18 protein-coding genes and 1 tRNA gene are annotated in these 19,766 nt (G+C 68.3%); 3 read left to right on the forward strand and 16 right to left on the reverse strand.

The window, feature by feature from the left end:
* Positions 1 to 10: 10 nt before the first annotated feature.
* The 7 genes from SLV14N_RS24225 to SLV14N_RS24255 all read right to left on the reverse strand — a co-directional run bounded on the left by SLV14N_RS24225 (position 11) and on the right by SLV14N_RS24255 (position 6,397).
* The gene (locus SLV14N_RS24225; RefSeq protein ID WP_208683549.1) at positions 11 to 646 is read right to left on the reverse strand and encodes a hypothetical protein; all 636 of its coding nucleotides are present in this window, start codon (positions 644 to 646) and stop codon (positions 11 to 13) included.
* A 12-nt stretch (positions 647 to 658) separates the two neighbouring features.
* Positions 659 to 1,798, reverse strand: a complete 1,140-nt coding sequence (locus SLV14N_RS24230) for a hypothetical protein (protein WP_263271046.1) — start codon at positions 1,796 to 1,798, stop codon at positions 659 to 661.
* Between the two features lie 154 nt (positions 1,799 to 1,952).
* Positions 1,953 to 3,152, reverse strand: coding sequence for a putative T7SS-secreted protein (locus SLV14N_RS24235; protein WP_263271048.1), 1,200 nt, complete (start codon positions 3,150 to 3,152; stop codon positions 1,953 to 1,955).
* A 59-nt stretch (positions 3,153 to 3,211) separates the two neighbouring features.
* Positions 3,212 to 3,502 (reverse strand): WXG100 family type VII secretion target, encoded by a 291-nt coding sequence (locus SLV14N_RS24240; protein WP_208683554.1) that lies wholly within the window; start codon positions 3,500 to 3,502, stop codon positions 3,212 to 3,214.
* Positions 3,503 to 3,768: 266 nt separating this feature from the next.
* Positions 3,769 to 4,407 (reverse strand): hypothetical protein, encoded by a 639-nt coding sequence (locus SLV14N_RS24245; protein ID WP_208683555.1) that lies wholly within the window; start codon positions 4,405 to 4,407, stop codon positions 3,769 to 3,771.
* A gap of 277 nt (positions 4,408 to 4,684) precedes the next feature.
* On the reverse strand, positions 4,685 to 5,368 hold the full coding sequence (locus SLV14N_RS24250; protein WP_018091063.1) for a TetR/AcrR family transcriptional regulator: 684 nt from the start codon (positions 5,366 to 5,368) through the stop codon (positions 4,685 to 4,687).
* A gap of 21 nt (positions 5,369 to 5,389) precedes the next feature.
* Positions 5,390 to 6,397: a fatty acid desaturase gene (locus tag SLV14N_RS24255; RefSeq protein ID WP_208683556.1), complete on the reverse strand. Its 1,008-nt coding sequence runs from the start codon at positions 6,395 to 6,397 to the stop codon at positions 5,390 to 5,392.
* A gap of 343 nt (positions 6,398 to 6,740) precedes the next feature.
* Here SLV14N_RS24255 and ppc point away from each other — a divergent pair, with 343 nt between their 5' ends.
* Complete coding sequence (ppc, locus tag SLV14N_RS24260; RefSeq protein ID WP_208688065.1) at positions 6,741 to 9,464, forward strand: phosphoenolpyruvate carboxylase; 2,724 nt, start codon at positions 6,741 to 6,743, stop codon at positions 9,462 to 9,464.
* 73 nt (positions 9,465 to 9,537) lie between these two features.
* Here the strand turns inward: ppc and SLV14N_RS24265 are convergent, their stop codons facing one another.
* The 7 genes from SLV14N_RS24265 to SLV14N_RS24295 all read right to left on the reverse strand — a co-directional run bounded on the left by SLV14N_RS24265 (position 9,538) and on the right by SLV14N_RS24295 (position 15,271).
* Positions 9,538 to 10,062 carry a hypothetical protein gene (locus SLV14N_RS24265; RefSeq protein ID WP_208683557.1) on the reverse strand — a complete coding sequence of 175 codons (525 nt, stop codon included), beginning with the start codon at positions 10,060 to 10,062 and terminating at the stop codon, positions 9,538 to 9,540.
* Between the two features lie 79 nt (positions 10,063 to 10,141).
* Complete coding sequence (gene pth, locus SLV14N_RS24270) at positions 10,142 to 10,729, reverse strand: aminoacyl-tRNA hydrolase (protein ID WP_026169877.1); 588 nt, start codon at positions 10,727 to 10,729, stop codon at positions 10,142 to 10,144.
* Between the two features lie 142 nt (positions 10,730 to 10,871).
* On the reverse strand, positions 10,872 to 11,468 hold the full coding sequence (locus tag SLV14N_RS24275; RefSeq protein ID WP_208683558.1) for a 50S ribosomal protein L25/general stress protein Ctc: 597 nt from the start codon (positions 11,466 to 11,468) through the stop codon (positions 10,872 to 10,874).
* A gap of 204 nt (positions 11,469 to 11,672) precedes the next feature.
* On the reverse strand, positions 11,673 to 12,647 hold the full coding sequence (locus SLV14N_RS24280; RefSeq protein WP_018091057.1) for a ribose-phosphate diphosphokinase: 975 nt from the start codon (positions 12,645 to 12,647) through the stop codon (positions 11,673 to 11,675).
* Between the two features lie 72 nt (positions 12,648 to 12,719).
* Complete coding sequence (gene glmU, locus SLV14N_RS24285) at positions 12,720 to 14,177, reverse strand: bifunctional UDP-N-acetylglucosamine diphosphorylase/glucosamine-1-phosphate N-acetyltransferase GlmU (protein ID WP_078518695.1); 1,458 nt, start codon at positions 14,175 to 14,177, stop codon at positions 12,720 to 12,722.
* A gap of 132 nt (positions 14,178 to 14,309) precedes the next feature.
* A tRNA-Gln gene (locus SLV14N_RS24290) sits at positions 14,310 to 14,381 on the reverse strand.
* 29 nt (positions 14,382 to 14,410) lie between these two features.
* Complete coding sequence (locus tag SLV14N_RS24295) at positions 14,411 to 15,271, reverse strand: hypothetical protein (protein ID WP_263271053.1); 861 nt, start codon at positions 15,269 to 15,271, stop codon at positions 14,411 to 14,413.
* 156 nt (positions 15,272 to 15,427) lie between these two features.
* Between SLV14N_RS24295 and SLV14N_RS24300 the strand changes: the two genes are divergently transcribed.
* Positions 15,428 to 16,885, forward strand: coding sequence for a sensor histidine kinase (locus tag SLV14N_RS24300; protein ID WP_263271055.1), 1,458 nt, complete (start codon positions 15,428 to 15,430; stop codon positions 16,883 to 16,885).
* A 459-nt stretch (positions 16,886 to 17,344) separates the two neighbouring features.
* On the opposite strand, the gene SLV14N_RS24305 is transcribed toward SLV14N_RS24300, so the two are convergent.
* Together SLV14N_RS24305 and SLV14N_RS24310 are read right to left on the reverse strand one after the other, a co-directional pair.
* Positions 17,345 to 17,908 (reverse strand): SUKH-3 domain-containing protein, encoded by a 564-nt coding sequence (locus SLV14N_RS24305; RefSeq protein WP_208683563.1) that lies wholly within the window; start codon positions 17,906 to 17,908, stop codon positions 17,345 to 17,347.
* Between the two features lie 8 nt (positions 17,909 to 17,916).
* Complete coding sequence (locus SLV14N_RS24310) at positions 17,917 to 18,435, reverse strand: YwqJ-related putative deaminase (RefSeq protein WP_208683565.1); 519 nt, start codon at positions 18,433 to 18,435, stop codon at positions 17,917 to 17,919.
* Positions 18,436 to 18,754: 319 nt separating this feature from the next.
* Here SLV14N_RS24310 and SLV14N_RS24315 point away from each other — a divergent pair, with 319 nt between their 5' ends.
* Complete coding sequence (locus SLV14N_RS24315) at positions 18,755 to 19,762, forward strand: SMI1/KNR4 family protein (protein ID WP_208683567.1); 1,008 nt, start codon at positions 18,755 to 18,757, stop codon at positions 19,760 to 19,762.
* The last annotated feature ends 4 nt before the right edge of the window (positions 19,763 to 19,766 follow it).

Below are 19,766 nucleotides of genomic sequence, written 5' to 3' on the forward strand. Positions count from 1 at the left end.
CGGGCCGGGCTTACGGGATGGGGTCCCGCTTGCCGAGGGTGTGCGGGAAGAACTTCGCACATTCCTCCGTGCCGGGACCGAACAGCGTCCCCCACGAGCCGTCGGAGAAACCGAGCTGCACGTCGTGGTCATGGGCGCCGGTCAGCCGCGTCCAGGACAGACAGTCCCGGCGGAAGGCCGGACCCAGCTCGATCGCCTCGTCCAGTTTCCCGTTCCAGCGGTTGTACTGCGCGTACACGAAGTGAAAATTTCTTTCGGTGAGCGCGACCGCGGTGACGACTCCCACCTTGGCCCGCGGCTGAGCTGCCGCCAGCCACTGCCCGGCCAGGCTGTCCCAGCCGCCGAAGAACTTGTTCTTCCTCTTCTGCGCCTTCGCCCTCTTGGCAGGATCGGTCACCCTGTCGAACTGACCGGGCGACGAAAAGTCGGCGGTCAGGAAACGGAAGACGAATTCCCCGAACTTTCCCAGGAAGTCTCCAGAACTGGACCGGCCGTCGGCCAGCACCCTGGGCCGTCGCTTGTCCGGCACGTCGCAGCCACCCGTACCGCTGGCACATGGCGAGCGTGACGTGGTGAACCCGCCCAGATAAACCTCGCCCGCGGGCAGTAGCGCGGGGATTCTCTGCTCCAGATCAGCCCGCATCATTCTCAGCTCCTCTTAACCAAACAGGGAATCAGCAGGGGCAGCGGCGCGGGTGCACGGGGCGGTCACCTCGGCGGTGAACGTGCCGGATTCGATGTCAACCGAGGCGGTGAAGGCATAACCCGCCGATTGCTCAGGTGCCTCGTCCCCGGCCCGGAGGCGGACCCGTTCTCCGGTGCTCTCGCCGCCCGTCCGCCAACCTTGCGAGGCGAAGGATTCGATCACCCGCGGCAGCGCGCGGGTGAGGTCGCCGCTCGTCACCTCACCGATGTACCAGCTGTGCCGGGCCGAACAAGCGGACCGCAGGCCCTTGGCCCAGCACTCGGCACACGTGAGGGAGGCGACGTCGCCGCCGCCCATGCTGCCGTGCAGCGCGACGGCATCCACCAGCCTGCTGGAGTGCCAGTACAGGGCCTTCTTGACGGACTCGTCCGTCGCGACGGTGGCCGACGCACCGGCCGAGCCCCCGCCCTGCATGGCGCGATAGTCCTCAACTTCCTGCTCCGTCCCCCAGTCGACGGTGTTGAGGATTTCGCCGAAGACTTCGGCATGCAGACCCCAGTCCTCGCTCGCTTGTGAGCTGAGTTCGAAGACCAACATTTCCGCGGTACTGGGCAGCGGGATGTAGGCCTGCATCTGCGTCAGGACAACCGGCAGCTCATTACCGGATGCCGACCACTCCGCATTGATGACAAGCCTGGAGGTGCCGATGCGGGTGAGCGCGGGACCGCACGTCAACTCCACGGTCTGGCAGTCGTCGTCCGGATACTTTCGCTCGAGGAGCTCGCGTGTCTTGCGCAGCAGCTCGGCCTCGTCCTCACTGTCGTGCTCCATCTGACTGACCACGATGGTCGACAGACTCGGCCGTCCCTCTACTTCGAGCGGGCAGAGGCCGGCATAGGTGACGTTGGCTGCCGCCATTGGCTCCAACTGCGCCGAGAGGCCCAGCGTGAAGCGGTACTGATACTCCGGAGGGTGGTGTGGCAGGAGTTCCGTGACCAGCGAGTACAATTGGTCGGCCGCTGCTTCGTCATCCACGGCATTCACGGGAAGTTCATGGATGAAGGGCGGAATGATCCAGCCGATATGCAGTCTGGACGTTTTCGACTGCAGGGACGGTGCGTCTGCCGTCACATCTCCGGCGTCATTCGACATGGTTCGGTCCTTTCAGTGTTCCCGCGGCCGGGTCGTGCGCCGCTGGGCCGACCGTCCCCCGAAAGGACTCCCGCCGACCCTCGCGTCGTGCGGCCCGTTATGATCGCGCGAACGCTATTTCATTTCTGCTTTCAGCGCCGACCGGGAGCTGTTTTTATCCCGAATGATCGGAGAACTGCTTTTCGATGCCATGAGCGAATGATCCAGCCTTGATGGGCAGTTGGATGCCGGCCTCCACGGCAGCCGGCACCTTTCCCTCCGGGAATTTTCCTTTCAGGCAAAAGTTGATGCCCTTCTGGGTGAGGGGGGACCGCACGCCTTCGTAGACCTTTTCGCCGAGTTTGTATCCCCTCGTCAGGCCCTGGGCTCCGGCGGCCATCTTTCCCAGTCCACCGGCCCCAGCTATGCTCGCGGCGCGTGTGCCGATTTTGGCGCCCGCGAATGCAGACTTCGCGATGCCGCCCACGCCTGGGAGCACCCCGAGCGCATCGAGCCCGATCTTCCATCCCGGAGTTCCGTTGCCTCGTGCATTGCCGATCCAGTGGCCTGCCATCGCACCGGCGGCGCAGACCGCGGAGGCGCCGGCGAGCACGGCACCCACCGCCGTCCCGACAACCGGAACGAACTCGCAGGCGAGCGCGGCCGCGGCCAGGCCCGACGAGATGGTGGACAGCAGGTCGGCGTGTTCGACCAGCCAGTCCGTGAACGCCCGGAAGCCGGCCTTCAGCCCGTCCATCGCCTTGCTCCACCAGTGGAGATCCGGCGGGTGGTTCTCCGACGCCTTCAGGATCGCGCGTTCGGCCTCGCCGGCGCGGTCTTTCCACTGCGCGTAGATGCGCTCGGCCTCGCGGATGAGCTCTTCGAGTTTGTCCTTGGAGTGGTCGGCCTTGTCCTTGGCCGTGTCCATCTCGTGGTCCATCCGCTTGGCAGCCGCTGGCTCCATCGGCTGCCCGAAGTACGGCGAGTACCTTTGGTACACGTCGTTGTAGTGATCGAGGTCCGACTCCGCCTGCTTACGGGCCGACGCCGCCTCCGCCTCGATCTTCCCGGCCTTTTCCTGGAACGCCTGCAGATGGCCGTGCCAGCCGCGCAGCGCCTTGGCGCAGTCGTGCATGGACTCGCTGCCCTGCTTGAGGAACTTGGGTAGTTCGCCGAGCTTCTTGGCGAAGTTCCGGGCCGCCTCGCCCTCCCAGGCGCCGTCACTCTTGCCGACCGCCTTGAGCAGATGGTCCAGCTCATCCAGCTCGTCGCCCACGGACTTCACGTCCGAGGAGAGTGCCTGGATGGCGTGCAGATCCCCCTTGGCCGGATTGAATCCGACCCCGGGCCAGGCCGAGTCGTCGTCGATGAACATGCTGCGCCAGGACATGCGCTTCCCCCTGTTGTCAGTCGCTTCTCGGGCCGAGGCGGTGGTTACTTCTTGCCGAGCATCTTGGCGTTTTCCTCTTCGCCCGCTTTATAGGCATCCAGCGTCATCTTGAGCTTCTCGTGAATATCCTTCGCCGCATCCGCGATGCGCTTGATACCGTCGCCCCACTGACCCTGGAATTCATCACAGGCATCATCGAGGCCATCGGTGCCCAGGGCCTTCGGGCCCACCTTGTTCAGGCGGTGCTGCGCGTCCCGCATGCGGTCATCGGCATTCGCGAGTTTATTGAGCATCCCCTGAACACGCTCGACGTCGATTTTGAAGTCTGCCGCCATGGCGTGATTCCCCCGTCGCTCGGCGATTTCCTGGATGCGGCGATCCCGAATCGGCGCATCCGCTCACCGTATCGTGATCACCTGGCGCGGTGAAAACGCGGAGGTAAAAGAGGAGTAAGGCAAAGCCCTGGGGTGCGGTAAAGACACATTAAAGAAAGGGGAAAGTGGGTGTGCGGCGTGTCGGAAATGTCGCCAAACGCTCGATCATTCGCAGGATATCTGCCTGGCGGCGCTCCGGGGATAGGAGAGCGGCGCCCGGCTCGCTGCTACACGCCGTAAAGCGCGGCCTGCGCATAGATGAGGTGTACATCCAGCAGTCCGGTGTCTGCGCGGTAGCGGCCGGTGTTGAAGTCGAGGGCGGCCTTCCTCGGTCCGCCGCCGGCCCGCATGCGCCAGCGGGCGCGGTGGGGCTTGCTCCACAGTGAACCGCTCGGATGCAGGTCACCGTTGAGGAGGTGGATCAGCGCCATGACGGCCCAGAACGGTGAGATCGCCCAATATCCGATCCAGCCGCGGATATTCCCCTTATAGGCGACCGCGCTGCACTGTTTGGCCGCGTCCTCGATGCGCCACGCCTGGCGAATTCTCAGTGGGGAACGCTCGTGGATGATCCGGCCGATGAAGCGGCCGGATCCGTCATGCACCGCATAGGCGGTCTGTGGGTCGGCCGCGCCGGCCTGGGGGGCGACGGTGCACAGGGTCTGCGCGGGCTCTGCCGTCGATGTGAGGGCGAAGGCCGGCTCCCGGACGTCGCTTCCGCCGCGGCGATGAACCCGGGCCAGAGGCGATTCGGCGGCGAACCTCCCGTTTCCCGTTTGAAGAGCTCCCCATGCCTCATGCTCGGGCAGCGCGGCGAAGTGCTGCGCATACTCTTCCCGTGAAAGGCAGAACTTTATCTCGGTCATTCGGCTTGTTGCTCCTGTTCCGGCTCGCCTCGTCCCGCAAAGGTCCCACCCTCGCGTACCCGGATGACCGTCTCGTGGCCCCTGGTGAGACGCGGTGATGACGACGGCCGACCAGTGTGCCAGACGGTGATCATCGGGTGGGTCGCCATTTGAGGCATCACCGTGGAGTCATCACCGCGAGGTGTCGCCATGGAGATGCCATGGCAGATACCCGGCAATCGAACCGTCGGTCCGCCGAACCCGAGAGCGCCGCCCTCAGCCCCGGCCCTCCCGCCCCTCAATTCTTCCGATGCCCTATCAACCGAGGCTTTGCCTCCAAGTTGCCCAAGCCGTGCCAGGCGAGATTGACCAGATGGGCCGCGACCTCGGCCTTTTTCGGCTTGCGGGTGTCGACCCACCACTGGCCGGTCAGGGCGACCATGCCGACCAGGGCCTGTGCGTAGAGCGGGGCGAGTTTCGGGTCGAAGCCGCGGGCCTTGAATTCCAGGCCCAGGATGTCCTCGACCTGGGTGGCGATATCGCTGATGAGAGAGGCGAAGGTGCCCGTCGACTGGGCCACGGGGGAATCGCGGACCAGGATGCGGAAGCCGTCGGTGAAGGTCTCGATGTAGTCGAGCAGCGCGAAAGCCGCCTGTTCGAGGAGTTCGCGGGGATGGCCGGCGGTCAGTGCGCCCGTCACCATGTCCAGGAGCTGCCGCATCTCGCGGTCCACGACCACCGCGTACAGGCCCTCCTTGCCGCCGAAGTGCTCGTAGACCACCGGCTTGGACACCCCGGCCTTCGCCGCGATCTCCTCCACCGACGTGCCCTCGTAGCCCCGCTCGGCAAAGAGCGTGCGACCGATGTCCAGCAGCTGCTCCCGGCGCTCCGCACCGGTCATCCGGACCCTGCGGGCCCGCCGCGTCCCCGCGGAGGAAGACTTGCTTTTGCTGCCGCTGGTACTGCTGTCGTCGATCGCCACCCGTCAATCATGCCTTCCCGGCTACCGCCGGGAGGCACCCCCGGCGGCCTTCTCCGCGCGTCGGGCATCGAGACGGGACGCATCCGGCCACCGGACGTCATACGCCCAGCCCGCCTTCTCGAACCAGCGGATCAAGCGGGCGCTGGAGTCCAGCTGCCCCTTCATCACCCCGTGCCGGGCACAGGTCGGGTCCGCGTGGTGCAGGTTGTGCCAGGACTCACCGCACGAGAGGACGGCCAGCCACCAGACGTTCCCCGAACGGTCCCGGGACTTGAAGGGGCGCTTGCCGACAGCGTGGCAGATGGAGTTGATCGACCACGTCACGTGATGCAGCAGCGCGACGCGGACCAGGGAACCCCAGAAGAACGCGCTCAGCGCACCCTGCCAGGACCAGGTCACCAGGCCGCCCACCAGCGGCGGGATCAGCAGCGACACCGTCGTCCACAGCACGAACTGGCGGGAGATCGTACGGATCGCACTGTCCTTGATCAGGTCCGGTGCGTACTTCTGCTGCGGCGTCTGCTCCTCGTCGAACATCCAGCCGATGTGCGCCCACCACAGCCCCTTCATCAGGGCGGGCACCGTCTCGCCGAAGCGCCACGGTGAGTGCGGGTCGCCCTCGGCGTCGGAGAACTTGTGGTGCTTGCGGTGGTCGGCCACCCAGCGCACCAGCGGCCCCTCCACGGCCAGCGAGCCCATGATCGCGAGCGCGATCCGCAGTGGTCGCTTCGCCTTGAACGCGCCATGCGTGAAGTAGCGGTGGAAGCCGATCGTGATGCCGTGGCAGCCGATGTAGTACATCGCCACCATCAGCCCCAGATCGAGCCAGCTCACCCCCCAGCCCCAGGCCAGTGGCACCGCGGCCACCAGGGCCACGAACGGGACGGTGATGAACAGCAGGAGCGTGATCTGTTCGAGCGACCTGCGCTGCTCGCCGCCCAGCGTCGCGGACGGCGTACCGGCGGACGGACCGGCGGCGGAATCGGCAGGAATCGGTGGATCTTCTACGGCTTCAGGACCAGCGGTCATGGTGTCCCTCGTCGGGGGCTCGGGGGCACGGCTACGGCTACGGGACCGTAACCTACGGTCTCGTAAGTATGGCAGTGCCGCCGCCACGGGCAAGGCCGTGACAGGCGCCACACCCCCTCACCTGTGACGCAGTGCCCACCCAGCGGACGGTGTGATCTGCAGATGCTGGGCAGACCTATCCTGGGGACGTCGGACAGCGCGGTCCGCAACCCGCCCGCATCAGACCTGCCCACCCCGTCGCCCGTTCCGACCCCTCCCACGGGTCGCGGTGCGACGTCCCTGATCGCTGCAAGGAGCCGCACCTGTGAGCAGTGCCGACAACACTCCGGCCGAGATCGTGTCCATCGAAGGCCCCGAAGCCGGCCCGAGCGACAACGTCGCCCTGCGTGCCGACATCCGCCGCCTCGGTGATCTCCTCGGCGAGACCCTCGTCCGACAAGAGGGGCAGGAACTGCTCGACCTGGTCGAGCGGGTACGCGCCCTGACCCGCTCCGACGGCGAAGCCGCGGCCCGGCTCCTGGGCGACACCGACCTGGCCACCGCCGCCAAGCTGGTGCGCGCCTTCTCCACCTACTTCCACCTCGCGAACGTCACCGAGCAGGTGCACCGCGGCCGGGAGCTGGGCGCCAGGCGCGCCGCCGAGGGCAGCATCCTCGCCCGCACCGCCGACATGCTCAAGGACGCCGACCCCGAGCACCTCCGCGAGACCGCCCGCAACCTCGGCGTACGCCCCGTCTTCACCGCGCACCCCACCGAGGCCGCCCGGCGCTCCGTCCTCACCAAGCTCCGCAAGGTCGCCGAGCTGCTCGACAGCCCCGACGGCGAGCGCCGCCGCGCCGACCTGCGCCTGGCCGAGAACATCGACCTCATCTGGCAGACGGACGAGCTGCGCGTCGCCCGCCCGGAGCCCACCGACGAGGCCCGCAACGCCATCTACTACCTCGACGAGCTGGGCCGCGGCGCCGTCGGCGACGTCCTCGAAGACCTCGCCGCCGAGCTGGAACGGGCCGGCACCGAACTGCCCGCCGGCACCCGCCCGCTCACCTTCGGCACCTGGATCGGCGGCGACCGCGACGGCAACCCCAACGTCACCCCCCAGGTCACCTGGGACGTCCTGCTCCTCCAGCACGAGCACGGCATCACCGACGCCCTGGAGCACGTCGACGAGCTGCGCGGCGCACTGTCCAACTCCATCCGCAACTGCGGCGCCACCGACGAGCTGCTGGCCTCCCTCCAGCGCGACCTCGACCTCCTCCCCGAGATCAGCCCCCGCTACAAGCGGCTGAACAGCGAGGAGCCCTACCGCCTCAAGGCGACCTGCGTCCGGCAGAAGCTCGTCAACACCCGCGAACGCCTCGCCGGCGACACCCCCCACGTCCCCGGCCGTGACTACCTCGGCACCGTGGAGCTCCTCGACGACCTCGCCCTGATCCAGACCTCGCTGCGCGAACACCGCGGCGGACTGGTCGCCGACGGCCGCCTGGAGCGCACCCTGCGCACCATCGCCGCCTTCGGCCTGCAGCTCGCCACCATGGACGTCCGCGAGCACGCCGACGCGCACCACCACGCCCTCGGCCAGCTCTTCGACCGCCTCGGCGAAGAATCCTGGCGCTACGTGGACATGCCGCGCGACTACCGCCGCAAGCTCCTCGCCAAGGAACTGCGCTCCCGCCGCCCGCTGGCCCCCACCCCGGCACCGCTCGACGAGGCCGGCGCCAAGACGCTCGGTGTCTTCCGCACCATCCTCAAGGCCAAGGACACCTTCGGGCCCGAGGTCGTCGAGTCCTACATCATCTCGATGTGCCAGGGCTCCGACGACGTCTTCGCCGCCACCGTCCTCGCCCGCGAAGCCGGCCTGATCGACCTGCACGCCGGCTGGGCCAAGATCGGCATCGTCCCGCTCCTGGAGACCACCGACGAGCTGAAGATCGCCGACCAGCTGCTCGACGAGATGCTCGCCGACCCCTCCTACCGGCGCCTGGTCGCCCTGCGCGGCGACGTCCAGGAGGTCATGCTCGGCTACTCCGACTCCTCCAAGTTCGGCGGCATCACCACCTCCCAGTGGGAGATCCACCGCGCCCAGCGCCTGCTGCGCGACGTCGCCCACCGGCACGGCGTACGGCTGCGCCTCTTCCACGGCCGCGGCGGTACCGTCGGCCGCGGCGGCGGCCCCTCCCACGACGCGATCCTCGCCCAGCCCTACGGGACCCTCGAAGGCGAGATCAAGGTCACCGAACAGGGCGAGGTCATCTCCGACAAGTACCTCGTCCCGTCGCTGGCGCGGGAGAACCTGGAACTGACGGTCGCCGCCACCCTCCAGGCCTCCGCCCTGCACACCGCCCCCCGGCAGTCCGACGAGGCCCTGGCCCGCTGGGACGCCGCCATGGAAACCGTCTCCGACGCCGCCCACGGCGCCTACCGCCGCCTCGTCGAAGACCCGGACCTGCCCGCGTACTTCTTCGCCTCCACCCCCGTCGACCAGCTCGCCGAGCTCCACCTCGGCTCGCGCCCCTCCCGCCGCCCCGACTCCGGCGCAGGACTCGACGGGCTGCGCGCCATCCCGTGGGTCTTCGGCTGGACCCAGTCCCGCCAGATCGTCCCCGGCTGGTTCGGCGTCGGCACCGGCCTCAAGGCCGCCCGCGAGGCCGGACTCGACAGCGTCCTGGACGAAATGCACGAGTACTGGCACTTCTTCCGCAACTTCCTGTCCAACGTCACCATGACGCTGGCCAAGACCGACCTGCGGATCGCCCAGCACTACGTCGACACCCTCGTCCCCGACAAGCTCAAGCACGTCTTCGACGTCATCAAGGCCGAGCACGAACTCACCGTCGCCGAGGTCCTGCGCGTCACCGGGGAGAAGGAACTCCTCGACTCCAACGACGTCCTCAAGCAGACCTTCCACATCCGCGACGCCTACCTGGACCCGATCTCCTACCTCCAGGTCTCGCTGCTGGACCGCCAGCGCAGCGCCGCCGAACGCGGCGAGGAGCCCGACCCGGTCCTCGCCCGAGCGCTGCTGCTCACCGTCAACGGCGTCGCCGCCGGACTGCGCAACACCGGCTGACCCACCCCGGCACCACACAACGGCGGCGGCCCGCCCTCCCACCAAGGAGGACGGGCCGCCGCCGTCGTCAGCTCTACAGCGCCGTGAACGCCGCGCCCAACAACACCGCCCCCAACAACCCCATCACCCACGCCGTACGCCGCAGCCGCATCCCCCCGGCCACCACCAGCGCCGCCAGCAACAACGATCCCGCGAACGGCACCCACGCATGCAGAATCCCGGCCGCCCCGGTCCGCACCACCTGCGTCGTCCCCGGCTTGACCGTCACCTCGACCCGCGCACCCTTGTCCGGCGCCGCCGCCTCCGCGATCGACACCTTCGCCAGCCGCCGGCCGGCACCCGCCGACGGAACGTACGGGCCCGTGCACCGCTCACCCGCACACGCCGACACCGTCATCATTCCGCGCTCCCGCCCCTTGGTGAGCATCGCGTACTGCGCCGTGTGCCACGACGTCCACACCCCCGCCACCAGCAGGAGCAACGCCAGCAGACCCATCAACCCGGTCCTGGCGACAAGGAGCGCCCCATAGGCGCTCTCACCGGCCCGCCGGATACGACTACGTCTGACCGGACGGGTACGCGTACTGCTTCTGGGCATGGCGGCGATCCTTGGCCATCCACCCACACCCGTCAACCTCGGACAACGGTTCGTCAGAGACTGACCCCCGCTGTCCCATTCACGAGTTGTACGTGGTCTGCGCCCGTTCCAGACCATCGACGATCAGCGTCTCCACCGCATCCGCCGCACGGTCCACGAAATAATCCAGCTCGCGCCGCTCCGCCGCCGAAAAATCCTTCAGCACAAAATCCGCCACCTGCATACGGCCCGGCGGACGCCCGATCCCGAACCGCACCCGGTGATACTCCGCCCCCAACGACTTCGTGATCGACTTCAAACCGTTGTGACCGTTGTCACCGCCGCCCAGCTTCAGCCGCAGCGCACCGTAATCAATATCCAGCTCATCGTGAATCGCCACGATGTTGCCCACCGGCACCTTGTAGAAATCCCGCAACGCCGTCGTCGGCCCACCCGACAGATTCATGAACGACAACGGCTTCGCCACCACCACACGGCGACTCGACGGACCCGGCGCACCACAACGCCCCTCCACCACCTGCGCCCGCGCCTTGTGCGCCTTGAAACGGCCCCCCATCCGCTCCGCCAGCAAATCCGCCACCATGAAACCCACATTGTGGCGATTACGCGCATACTCCGGGCCCGGATTACCCAGCCCCACCACCAGCCACGGATCAGCGTCCGCCATCTCAGCCACTCCCACATCCGCCGGCCACACCCGCCGGCCCCGACCGCAACTGCCCATGAAACAGCCCAACCGCCACCCCACGCCCAAAGGCGCGCGGCAGCGGCTGGACAAAGCGCTGAGAACCCGCCTCAGCAAAAACGACTCAGGCCTCGGCGCCCTCAGCGCCCTCACCCTCGGCGGCCTCCTCGGCCGGCGCCTCCGCCTGCGCCGCGACGATCTGCAGCACCACGGCGTCGTCCTCAACGGCCAGCGACACACCGGCCGGCAGCGCGATGTCCTTCGCCTGCACCGAGTGACCGGCGTCCAGACCCGCGATGGAGATGGTGACCGACTCCGGGATGTGGGTGGCCTCGGCCTCGACCGGCAGGGTGTTCAGCACGTACTCGAGCAGGTTGCCGCCCGGGGCCAGCTCGCCCTCGGTGTGGATCGGCAGCTCGACGTTGACCTTCTCGCCCTTCTTCACGGCCAGGAAGTCCGCGTGCACCAGGAAGCCACGGATCGCCTCACGCTGCACGGCCTTGGGGATGACCAGCTCGTTCTTGCCGTCGAACTCCAGACGCAGCAGCGCGTTCGGCGTCTTCAGGGCCATCATCAGCGCGTGGTTGTTGATCGCCACGTGCTGCGGCTCCGCACCGTGACCGTAAATCACCGCGGGAACCAGGTCGGCGCGGCGGGCACGACGGGCGGCACCCTTACCGAAATCGGTACGAACCTGGGCGGTGAGCTTGACCTCGGCCATGACTGCACTCCTCGTATCTCAGAAACATCCGGTGGGCGTCACCCGGCCCACGACAGACCTGCTACGAAGAGCGCGTCGATAACGGACAACCACCCAAAAGGCGGCCTCCCTCGCCGAGCAACTCGATGAGTCTACCCGGCCGGGAGGCCGCCCCAAAGTCGATCAGACCCGGACTACCTCACAGGCCCGCCCGACGCCCTGCACTCACTGCTCCTCGAAGAGGCTCGTCACCGAACCGTCCTCGAACACCTCACGGAGCGCACGGGCAATCGTCGGCGCCATCGACAGCACCGTGATCTTGTCCAGCTCCAGCTCCGAAGGCGTCGGCAGCGTATTCGTGAACACGAACTCGCTCACCTTCGAATTCTTCAGCCGGTCCGCCGCCGGACCCGACAGCACACCGTGCGTCGCCGTCACGATCACATCCGAGGCACCATTCGCGAACAGCGCATCCGCCGCCGCACAAATCGTGCCACCCGTGTCGATCATGTCGTCGACCAGGACACACACCCGGTCCTTCACATCACCGACGACCTCGTGCACCGTGACCTGGTTCGCCACGTCCTTGTCACGCCGCTTGTGCACAATCGCCAGCGGCGCACCCAGACGGTCACACCAACGGTCCGCCACCCGCACCCGGCCCGCGTCCGGCGAAACCACCGTCAGCTTCTCCCGGTCCACCTTCGCGCCCACATAGTCCGCAAGAACCGGCAGCGCAAAAAGATGATCCACCGGGCCGTCGAAGAAGCCCATGATCTGGTCGGTGTGCAGATCAACCGTCACCACACGGTCCGCACCCGCCGTCTTCATCAAATCCGCGATCAGCCGCGCCGAAATCGGCTCACGGCCACGGTGCTTCTTGTCCTGACGCGCATAGCCGTAGAACGGCACGACCACCGTGATGCTCCGAGCGGAAGCCCGCTTCAGCGCATCAATCATGATCAGCTGTTCCATGATCCACTTATTGATCGGAGCCGTGTGGCTCTGAATCAAAAAGCAATCCGCGCCACGCGCCGACTCCTGATAGCGGACATAGATCTCGCCATTGGCGAAGTCGAATGCCTTCGTCGGGACCAGGCCCACACCCAGCTGGTGCGCGACCTCCTCGGCAAGCTCGGGGTGGGCGCGGCCGGAGAAGAGCATCAGCTTCTTCTCGCCGGTCGTCTTGATCCCGGTCACAGCAAATCTCCTCGAATCACAGTTTGCGTGCGTTCATCACGGTACGCCCCGCACGGCGCACCCCTTGCACGATCACCGCTCGCCCTCGGACTCCTGGCGAGCAGCCGAAGCCGCCTGCGCGGCGGCGCTTCCAGGCCGCTTACGCGCGACCCAACCCTCGATATTCCGCTGCTGGCCACGCGCGACCGCCAGCGAACCCGGGGGCACATCCTTGGTGATAACAGAGCCGGCCGCCGTATAAGCACCGTCCCCGACCGTGACAGGAGCCACAAACATGTTGTCCGACCCCGTCTTGCAATGCGACCCGACCGTGGTGTGGTGCTTCGCCTCACCGTCGTAGTTCACAAAGACACTCGCCGCGCCGATATTGGTGAACTCACCAATCGTTGCATCCCCCACATACGAAAGATGCGGCACCTTCGTGCCCTCACCGATCGACGCGTTCTTCATCTCCACATACGTACCGGCCTTCGACTTCGGGCCAAGATCGGTACCCGGACGCAGATACGCGTACGGACCGACATTCGCCCCCTCGCCAATACGCGCGCCCTCGGCCACCGTGAACGACGCCACCGCGCCCGCACCCACCGACGTGTCCGACAACCGCGAATGCGGACCCACCTCGGCACCCGTCGCGATATGCGTCGCACCCAGAAGCTCCGTACCCGGGTGAACCGTCGCATCCGGCTCGAACGTCACCGACACATCCACCCACGTCGACGCCGGATCCACCACCGTCACACCGGCCAGCATCGCCCGCTCCAGCAACCGGTCGTTCAGCAGCCGCCGCGCCTGCGCCAGCTGCACCCGGTTGTTGATCCCCAGAATCTCCCGGTGATCACCGGCCACCGCCGCACCGACCCGGTGCCCGGCCTCCCGCACGATCCCCAGCACATCGGTCAGGTACTCCTCGCCCTGACTGTTGTCCGTCCGCACCTTGCCGAGCGCATCGACCAGCAGCCGCCCGTCAAAAGCGAACACCCCGGAATTGATCTCCCGGATCGCCCGCTGCGCCACACTCGCGTCCTTGTGCTCGACGATCGCGGTCACCGCGCCCGAGCTCTCGTCCCGCACGATGCGCCCATAACCCGTCGCGTCCGGGACCTCGGCCGACAGCACCGTGACGGCATTGCCGTCCGCGGCGTGCGTGTCACCCAGCAGCCGGAGCGTCTCGCCGGTCAGCAGCGGAGTGTCACCACAGACGACGATCACCGTGCCGTCGACGGCAACACCGCTCTGGCTCAGCTCCTCCAGAGCCGTACGGACCGCATGACCGGTGCCGTTCTGCTCGTGCTGCACCGCGGTGCGCACGGCGGGATCGACCGCGGAGAGATGCGCCTGCACCTGCTCGCGGGCGTGGCCGACGACCACGACGAGATGCTCGGGGTCCAGCTCACGGGAGGCGGCGACGACATGTCCGACGAGGGAGCGGCCGCAGAGGGTGTGCAGGACCTTTGGGGTGGCCGACTTCATGCGGGTGCCCTCACCCGCTGCGAGAACGACGACGGCTGCCGGGCGGTTGGCGCTCACGGGGATGCCCTTCGGCTTCTTGGCTACTTCGGGTGGTGGTCATCCGAAGGATACCGGTGCGTATTGCAGCCGAAACGCGGGCGGGTCCTGACGTGGTGGTCAGGACCCGGAAAATCGCCTGTTGTGGGTGTGCTCCCCTGCCAGGACTCGAACCCGGACATAAGGCACCAAAAGCCTCAGTGCTGCCAATTACACCACAGGGGATAGTAAAGCGGCCCAAACCGGACATCTCGTCAGTCTGGCCGCTTGGCACCCAACACTATGCCGTACCACCAGCCTTCGATGCGACGGTATAGCTCTGCACTTTGTAGCACCCGGACCACCAGGCAGCCGCGGTAGCCCTCCCCGACGTTTTTGCGCGTGGTCTTGGGGTTGTGCTTCTTGATCGTGGTCTTCTGGAGCGCGGCGACGTCCACGCCGACAAGTTCGGCCCAGTAGCGCTCGGCTGCCTCCACGTCGGCAGTCATGTGGATCATGACCCGGTAGGCAATCCGATCCGGCTCTACGCCGAGCAGGCGCAGCCAGGCCAGGAAGACCTCGATGACGCCGGGGTCGCTGTTGACGAACTGGACGTGTTCCCGCCGTCTGTACGGCTTGTCCTTGGAGCCCTCGGCCCAGTAGAGAGCGGCTCCGGCGAAGAGGAGCTCCCGGTCTGATAGGTCACCGACCTCCTGGATTGCTGCGCTCTTCGTTTCCCGGCGCTCCCTGTCCCGTACCGCCAGCTCGTGCTCCCACCGCTTTTCGCGGGCGATCCGGGCCTGTTCGGCCGGGGTGTGGCGCGGCTTCGGCTTGGGCAGATCCCGCACCCAAAGTGAGATCGAGCTCTTGGAGCAGCCCAGTTCGACCTGGATCCGGTCGTAGGTGAGGCCCTGTTTGCGCAGCTCGCGGGCCCGTGCGCGGAGGTCGTCCTTGGCGTTGGGGCGGCGGGTCCAGTCGGGGGCGGGGACCCCTTCGAGGAGGCGGTTGAGGATGTCGTTGTTGTGGAGGTGGAGGCGGTCGCGGATCTGGCGGCGGCTGAGGCCGGCCCGGCGCAGGGCGACGGCCTGGGGGCGTAAGGACTCGTAGTCGGGGCGTTCCCGATGGGGGTTCGGCATGGGAACAGGGTGACGCGTGCAGGTGTGCGACGGGGTCGAAAATGTGGGCGATTCAATAGTTCGGGTGAAAACCGGTGGTAAGGGCTGGTAATGGGCCTGGGTCGGGGCCGGTAATGGGTCGGGGGATCGGGGGCGGGCGCCCGTAGGCTGGTCGGTATGACCGCGACGGGGGCAAGTGAAGGTGTGGGCGCGCGGGGTGCGCCGGTGAGTGGGCCGTGGTGGTGGGCCCGGCGCCGGAGTGCCGTGCTGGATGTGTTTCTGGCGGCGGCTTCCACGGTGGAGTGTGCGTTGGAAGGGGCGCGATTCGCCGAGGGGGCGCAGCTGCCCGAGCTGCTCGGGATACTGCTCGGCCTGCTGGCGGGGCCGGTGCTGTTGTTGCGCCGGCGCTGGCCGGTGGTGGTGGTGCTGGTCTCGATAGCGGTGATCCCGGCGGAGATGGGCGGGCTGCTGAGCACGGTGGGGCTGTACACGCTCGCCGCGTCGGAGGTGCCGCGCCGGATCACGGCGTTGCTGGCGGGGATGACGGTGACGGGGACGTTGGTGACGACGTTCCTCAGCCTGCGGCAGGACGTGGCGGCGCAGGAGGACTTCCAGCCGCCGATGTGGCTGATCCCGGCGATGTCGCTCGCACTGGGGCTGGTGCTGACGGCGCCGCCGGTGCTGTGGGGTCTGTATGTGGGGGCCCGTCGGCGGCTCGTCGAGAGTTTGCGGGAGCGGGCGGACGGTCTGGAGCGCGAGCTGTCGTTGCTGGCGGACCGGGCCGAGGAGCGGGCGGAGTGGGCCCGTAATGAGGAGCGGACGAGGATCGCGCGGGAGATGCACGATGTGGTCGCGCACCGGGTGAGTCTGATGGTGGTGCATGCGGCGGCGCTGCAGGCGGTGGCGTTGAAGGACCCGGAGAAGGCGTCGAAGAACGCGGGTCTGGTCGGCGACATGGGGCGGCAGGCGCTGACGGAGCTGCGGGAGATGCTGGGGGTGTTGCGTACGGCCGACGGGGCGGCGGTATGGGGTGCCGCGGTGTCGGATGCGCCGGAGCGGCTGGCGGCGGTGGCTTCCCGGGCGGGGGCGACGGTGCAGGCGCGGTCCCCGGAGCCGTCCGTGGCCGGAGCTGCGGCGGAGCCCTCGGAGGACGGCGGCCCGACGGGCGGGGCGTCGGCGTCGGCCGCCGGGGATACGGATGCCGAGGGGCCGCATCTGGCGGAGCTGGCGGCCCTGGTGGGTCAGTCCCGGGCGGCCGGGATGGTCGTCGAGCTGACGGTGGACGGGGTGGCCGAGGGGGAGCCGGCTGCTTCTGATGGGCGGCACTATGCGCCGCGGGTGGAGCGGACCGTCTATCGCGTGGTGCAGGAGGCGCTCACGAATGTGCACAAGCATGCGCCGGGGGCACGGGCCCGGGTGCGGCTGGCGCACCGGGATGGTGAGCTGGCGGTCCAGGTGGAGAACGGTCCCTGCGAGGGCGGCGCCGCCGACGCGGGCCTGCCGAGCGGCGGCAACGGCCTGGTGGGCATGCGGGAGCGCGTAACGGCCCTGGGCGGCGTCTTCGTATCGGGCCCGACGGATTCTGGCGGCTTCCGTGTATCGGCGGTGTTGCCGGATTCCCACGTTGTCGGGTGATCCGCCGTGCGTGTCCCGCCTGTCGGCGGGGGTGGCGATTGGGGTGGGGCCCCGGTTTGTGGTGGTGCCGGGTTCGGGGCCTCCGGGGTGGGTGTTCGGACTGCTTCGCTTTACGTCCGAACACCCACCCCTCCGGCCCCGCCCCCTCCCGTACTCGATGGGACCCCACCCCGGTGGGGGTGAAGGAAAACAAAAGACCAGTAGCTCGGCCGCGCCACGATGCGGCCGAGCTACTGGTCTTTGGAAACCCTCATCCCCACCGGACGGGGGCCGCCATCCGGACGGGAGGGGGCGGGCCGGAGGGGCCTGTGTTGTGGACGTAAAGCGAAGCAGTCCACAACACAGGTGCCGGAGGCCCGCACCCGGCACCCACCACCGACAACAAGCGGCCCCCGCCCAAACACACCCCCCGCGCACCCGCCGAAGGCGGGAAAAAAACCACGGAAGAACCACGGCGGCTCAGTCGCCAACGTGGGCCGCCATCCCCAGCCGCACGGGCCGCGTCCCCAACACCAGCACCCCCAACGCACTGTCGATGTCCGGCCCCAGATACCAGTCACCGGTGTGATCGAGGCTGTAGACGCGGCCCTCGGTGTCGATGGCGAGGGTCGCCTGGCTGTAGGTGTCGCCGTCGCGGGTGGTGAGTTCTTCGCGTCCGAGGGGGGCCACGTCGGTTTCCAGGGCGCGGCCGAGGTCGCCGAGGGTGCGGGCGAGGTGGAGGCCGTGCAGGGGGTCGATGGCGAAGGGGGCGGGGGCGATGTGGCGGCCGGGGCCGGGGCCGGTGATGTGCAGTCCGCCGAATTCGGCCCAGGCTTCGACGGCGGCGGGGAAGACGGTGTGGCGGTGGCCGGCGGGGGAGGTGTGGGCGCGGAGGGTGTCGGCCCAGTGTTCCGCCTGTTCTATGTTCCAGCGGCCGGGCTGCCAGCCGGCTTCGTGGAGGGCGACGTCGACGGCGGCGGGGAAGCGGGTCGAGTCGGTCCGGTCGTGGGCCGGGGTGCGGGGGCCGGGGGTGGTGGGCGGCATGGTGGCGGTCAGCTTCCTGTGGGCGCGGTGCCGCTGATGGGCATGACGCCGAAGTGGGCGAGGAGGGCGTCGCAGGAGCGGCAGGGCGGGGCGTAGCTGCCGTGCCGGGGGTCGCCGTCCTCGCGGATGTGGCGTGCGGTGATCTTGGAGTGTTTGAGGGAGCGGCGGGCTTCGCCGTTGGTGAGGGGTTTGCGGGAGGCGCGTTTGCCGCGGTTGCCCTCGACGGCGGTGAGGTGCCGGGAGAGGAGGACCGCTTCGGGGCAGCGTCCGGTGAAGCGCTCGCGTTGTGCGGTGGCGAGGGTGTCGAGGAAGTCCTGGACGAGGGGGTGCAGGGCGGGGGGCTGTTCGGCCTTGCTGGCGGTGCAGGTGAGCGTTTGTCCGCGTACGGACAGGGCGGCGCCGATGGTGGGGAGGATGCCGTCGCGGCGGTGGTGGAGGGCGGGGGCGCGATCGGCGTCCGCGGGGCCGCTCCAGCCGATGCGGGGGTCGCCTGCGGCTGCGTTGTGGTGGCGTGCAGTGGTGCTCATGGTGGTGCTTTCCCTCCCCGAATCCCCGTGTAGCTGGGGGTCCCCCCGCCGTAGGTGGGGGAGGTCAGCCTGCCAAATGTGCTGGGTGTTGCGGTAGTCGGGCGGGCTGTCGATGATCTCACGGCGGGCTGACGGGGCGTCGGTCGCGGGGCAACGGGGCTGGTGGGCGGGGTGGTGCGCGGGGGGCTCGGGGGTGGTGGGGCGGTGGGTGACGTCGGTGTGTCGCGGGGCTGACGAGCGGGGGCGGGGGAGGGGGGACGGCGAGGCGGTACGGCTTAGGCTGTGCTCCAAAGCCAGCTTCAGCCAGGGGGCAAGCGCGATGACGACAGGTCGGCAAGGGCTGGGGGCACTCCCCGGCCCCCGGGCGGCGGGACATGCCGCGCCACCGAATTCGGCCTATGCCGGGCAGGTCGTGCATTTTCCGGATCCGGTCCGTGCGGCACGGTACCCCGCCGGTGTGCGGATGGACGAACGGGGTTTCCCGGAGTTCTCGCCGTATGCGCGCGCGGCGGCGGAGATCGCCGAGCCGCCGGAGGGTTTCGGCGTCGACGAACTGCGGCTGACGGACTATGTGTCGGCGAACGCGGCCCTGCATGCGCAGGGGCACGAGCTGTGGATAGATGTGCCGGCCGTGGCGACTCCGCACGGCTGGACCTGGCATCACGTGGCCGGTACCCGGCGCATGGAGCTGGTTCCGGTGGAGGTGAAGGCGCTGTTGCGGCATCACGGCGGGCTGGCGACGGCCGCCGTGGCGCACGACAAGCGCGGTACCCGGCCGTTGCAGGAGACGCGGCCGGCGCACTTCGGACTGCCGCACCGTGATCTTTCGGTGGGTGAGGAGCAGTTGGCGCAGGCCGAGGAGGCGCTGGGTTATCGGCTGCCCGGCGCGTACCGGTCGTTCCTGAAGGCGGCGGGCGGCTGTGCGCCGGTGGGGGCGGCGCTGGACGCGGAGCTGGGGCTGCTGGTCGACCAGCCGTTCTTCACGGTGCGCGATGACGCGGCGGTCAACGATCTGCTCTATGTGAACAAGTGTCTGCGGGACCACTTCACCAAGGACTATCTGGGCGTGGCGTTCGTGCAGGGCGGGGTGGTCGCGGTGAAGGTGCGCGGTGAGGCGCTCGGTTCGGTGTGGTTCTGCCCGTACGACGATGCGCGGGACCAGGACGGGTGGACGGTGCAGGAGCGGGTCGAGCGGCTGTTGTTGCCGTGCGGCGCGGATTTCGATGACTTCCTGCAGCGGCTGGCGGGCAATCCGCCGGAGCTGGAGACGGTGGCGGATCTGATGGTCGACGGTGGTTTCGCGTACGCGGTCGCGGTGGGGGGTTGAGCGC

Origin of the sequence: Streptomyces sp. Je 1-4 4N24, from assembly GCF_026239515.1 — a bacterium.
GTDB classification, from domain to species: Bacteria; Actinomycetota; Actinomycetes; order Streptomycetales; family Streptomycetaceae; genus Streptomyces; species Streptomyces nigrescens.

Coding starts and splice junctions, on each gene's coding strand:
- SLV14N_RS24315 (WP_208683567.1), top strand. CDS start 18,755: ATGACGACAGGTCGGCAAGGGCTGGGGGCACTCCCCGGCCCCCGGGCG.
- SLV14N_RS24305 (WP_208683563.1), bottom strand. CDS start 17,908: ATGCCGCCCACCACCCCCGGCCCCCGCACCCCGGCCCACGACCGGACC.
- SLV14N_RS24230 (WP_263271046.1), bottom strand. CDS start 1,798: ATGTCGAATGACGCCGGAGATGTGACGGCAGACGCACCGTCCCTGCAG.
- SLV14N_RS24245 (WP_208683555.1), bottom strand. CDS start 4,407: ATGACCGAGATAAAGTTCTGCCTTTCACGGGAAGAGTATGCGCAGCAC.
- SLV14N_RS24240 (WP_208683554.1), bottom strand. CDS start 3,502: ATGGCGGCAGACTTCAAAATCGACGTCGAGCGTGTTCAGGGGATGCTC.
- SLV14N_RS24295 (WP_263271053.1), bottom strand. CDS start 15,271: ATGCCGAACCCCCATCGGGAACGCCCCGACTACGAGTCCTTACGCCCC.
- SLV14N_RS24225 (WP_208683549.1), bottom strand. CDS start 646: ATGATGCGGGCTGATCTGGAGCAGAGAATCCCCGCGCTACTGCCCGCG.
- SLV14N_RS24275 (WP_208683558.1), bottom strand. CDS start 11,468: ATGGCCGAGGTCAAGCTCACCGCCCAGGTTCGTACCGATTTCGGTAAG.
- SLV14N_RS24300 (WP_263271055.1), top strand. CDS start 15,428: ATGACCGCGACGGGGGCAAGTGAAGGTGTGGGCGCGCGGGGTGCGCCG.
- pth (WP_026169877.1), bottom strand. CDS start 10,729: ATGGCGGACGCTGATCCGTGGCTGGTGGTGGGGCTGGGTAATCCGGGC.
- SLV14N_RS24235 (WP_263271048.1), bottom strand. CDS start 3,152: ATGTTCATCGACGACGACTCGGCCTGGCCCGGGGTCGGATTCAATCCG.
- SLV14N_RS24265 (WP_208683557.1), bottom strand. CDS start 10,062: ATGCCCAGAAGCAGTACGCGTACCCGTCCGGTCAGACGTAGTCGTATC.
- SLV14N_RS24310 (WP_208683565.1), bottom strand. CDS start 18,435: ATGAGCACCACTGCACGCCACCACAACGCAGCCGCAGGCGACCCCCGC.
- SLV14N_RS24255 (WP_208683556.1), bottom strand. CDS start 6,397: ATGACCGCTGGTCCTGAAGCCGTAGAAGATCCACCGATTCCTGCCGAT.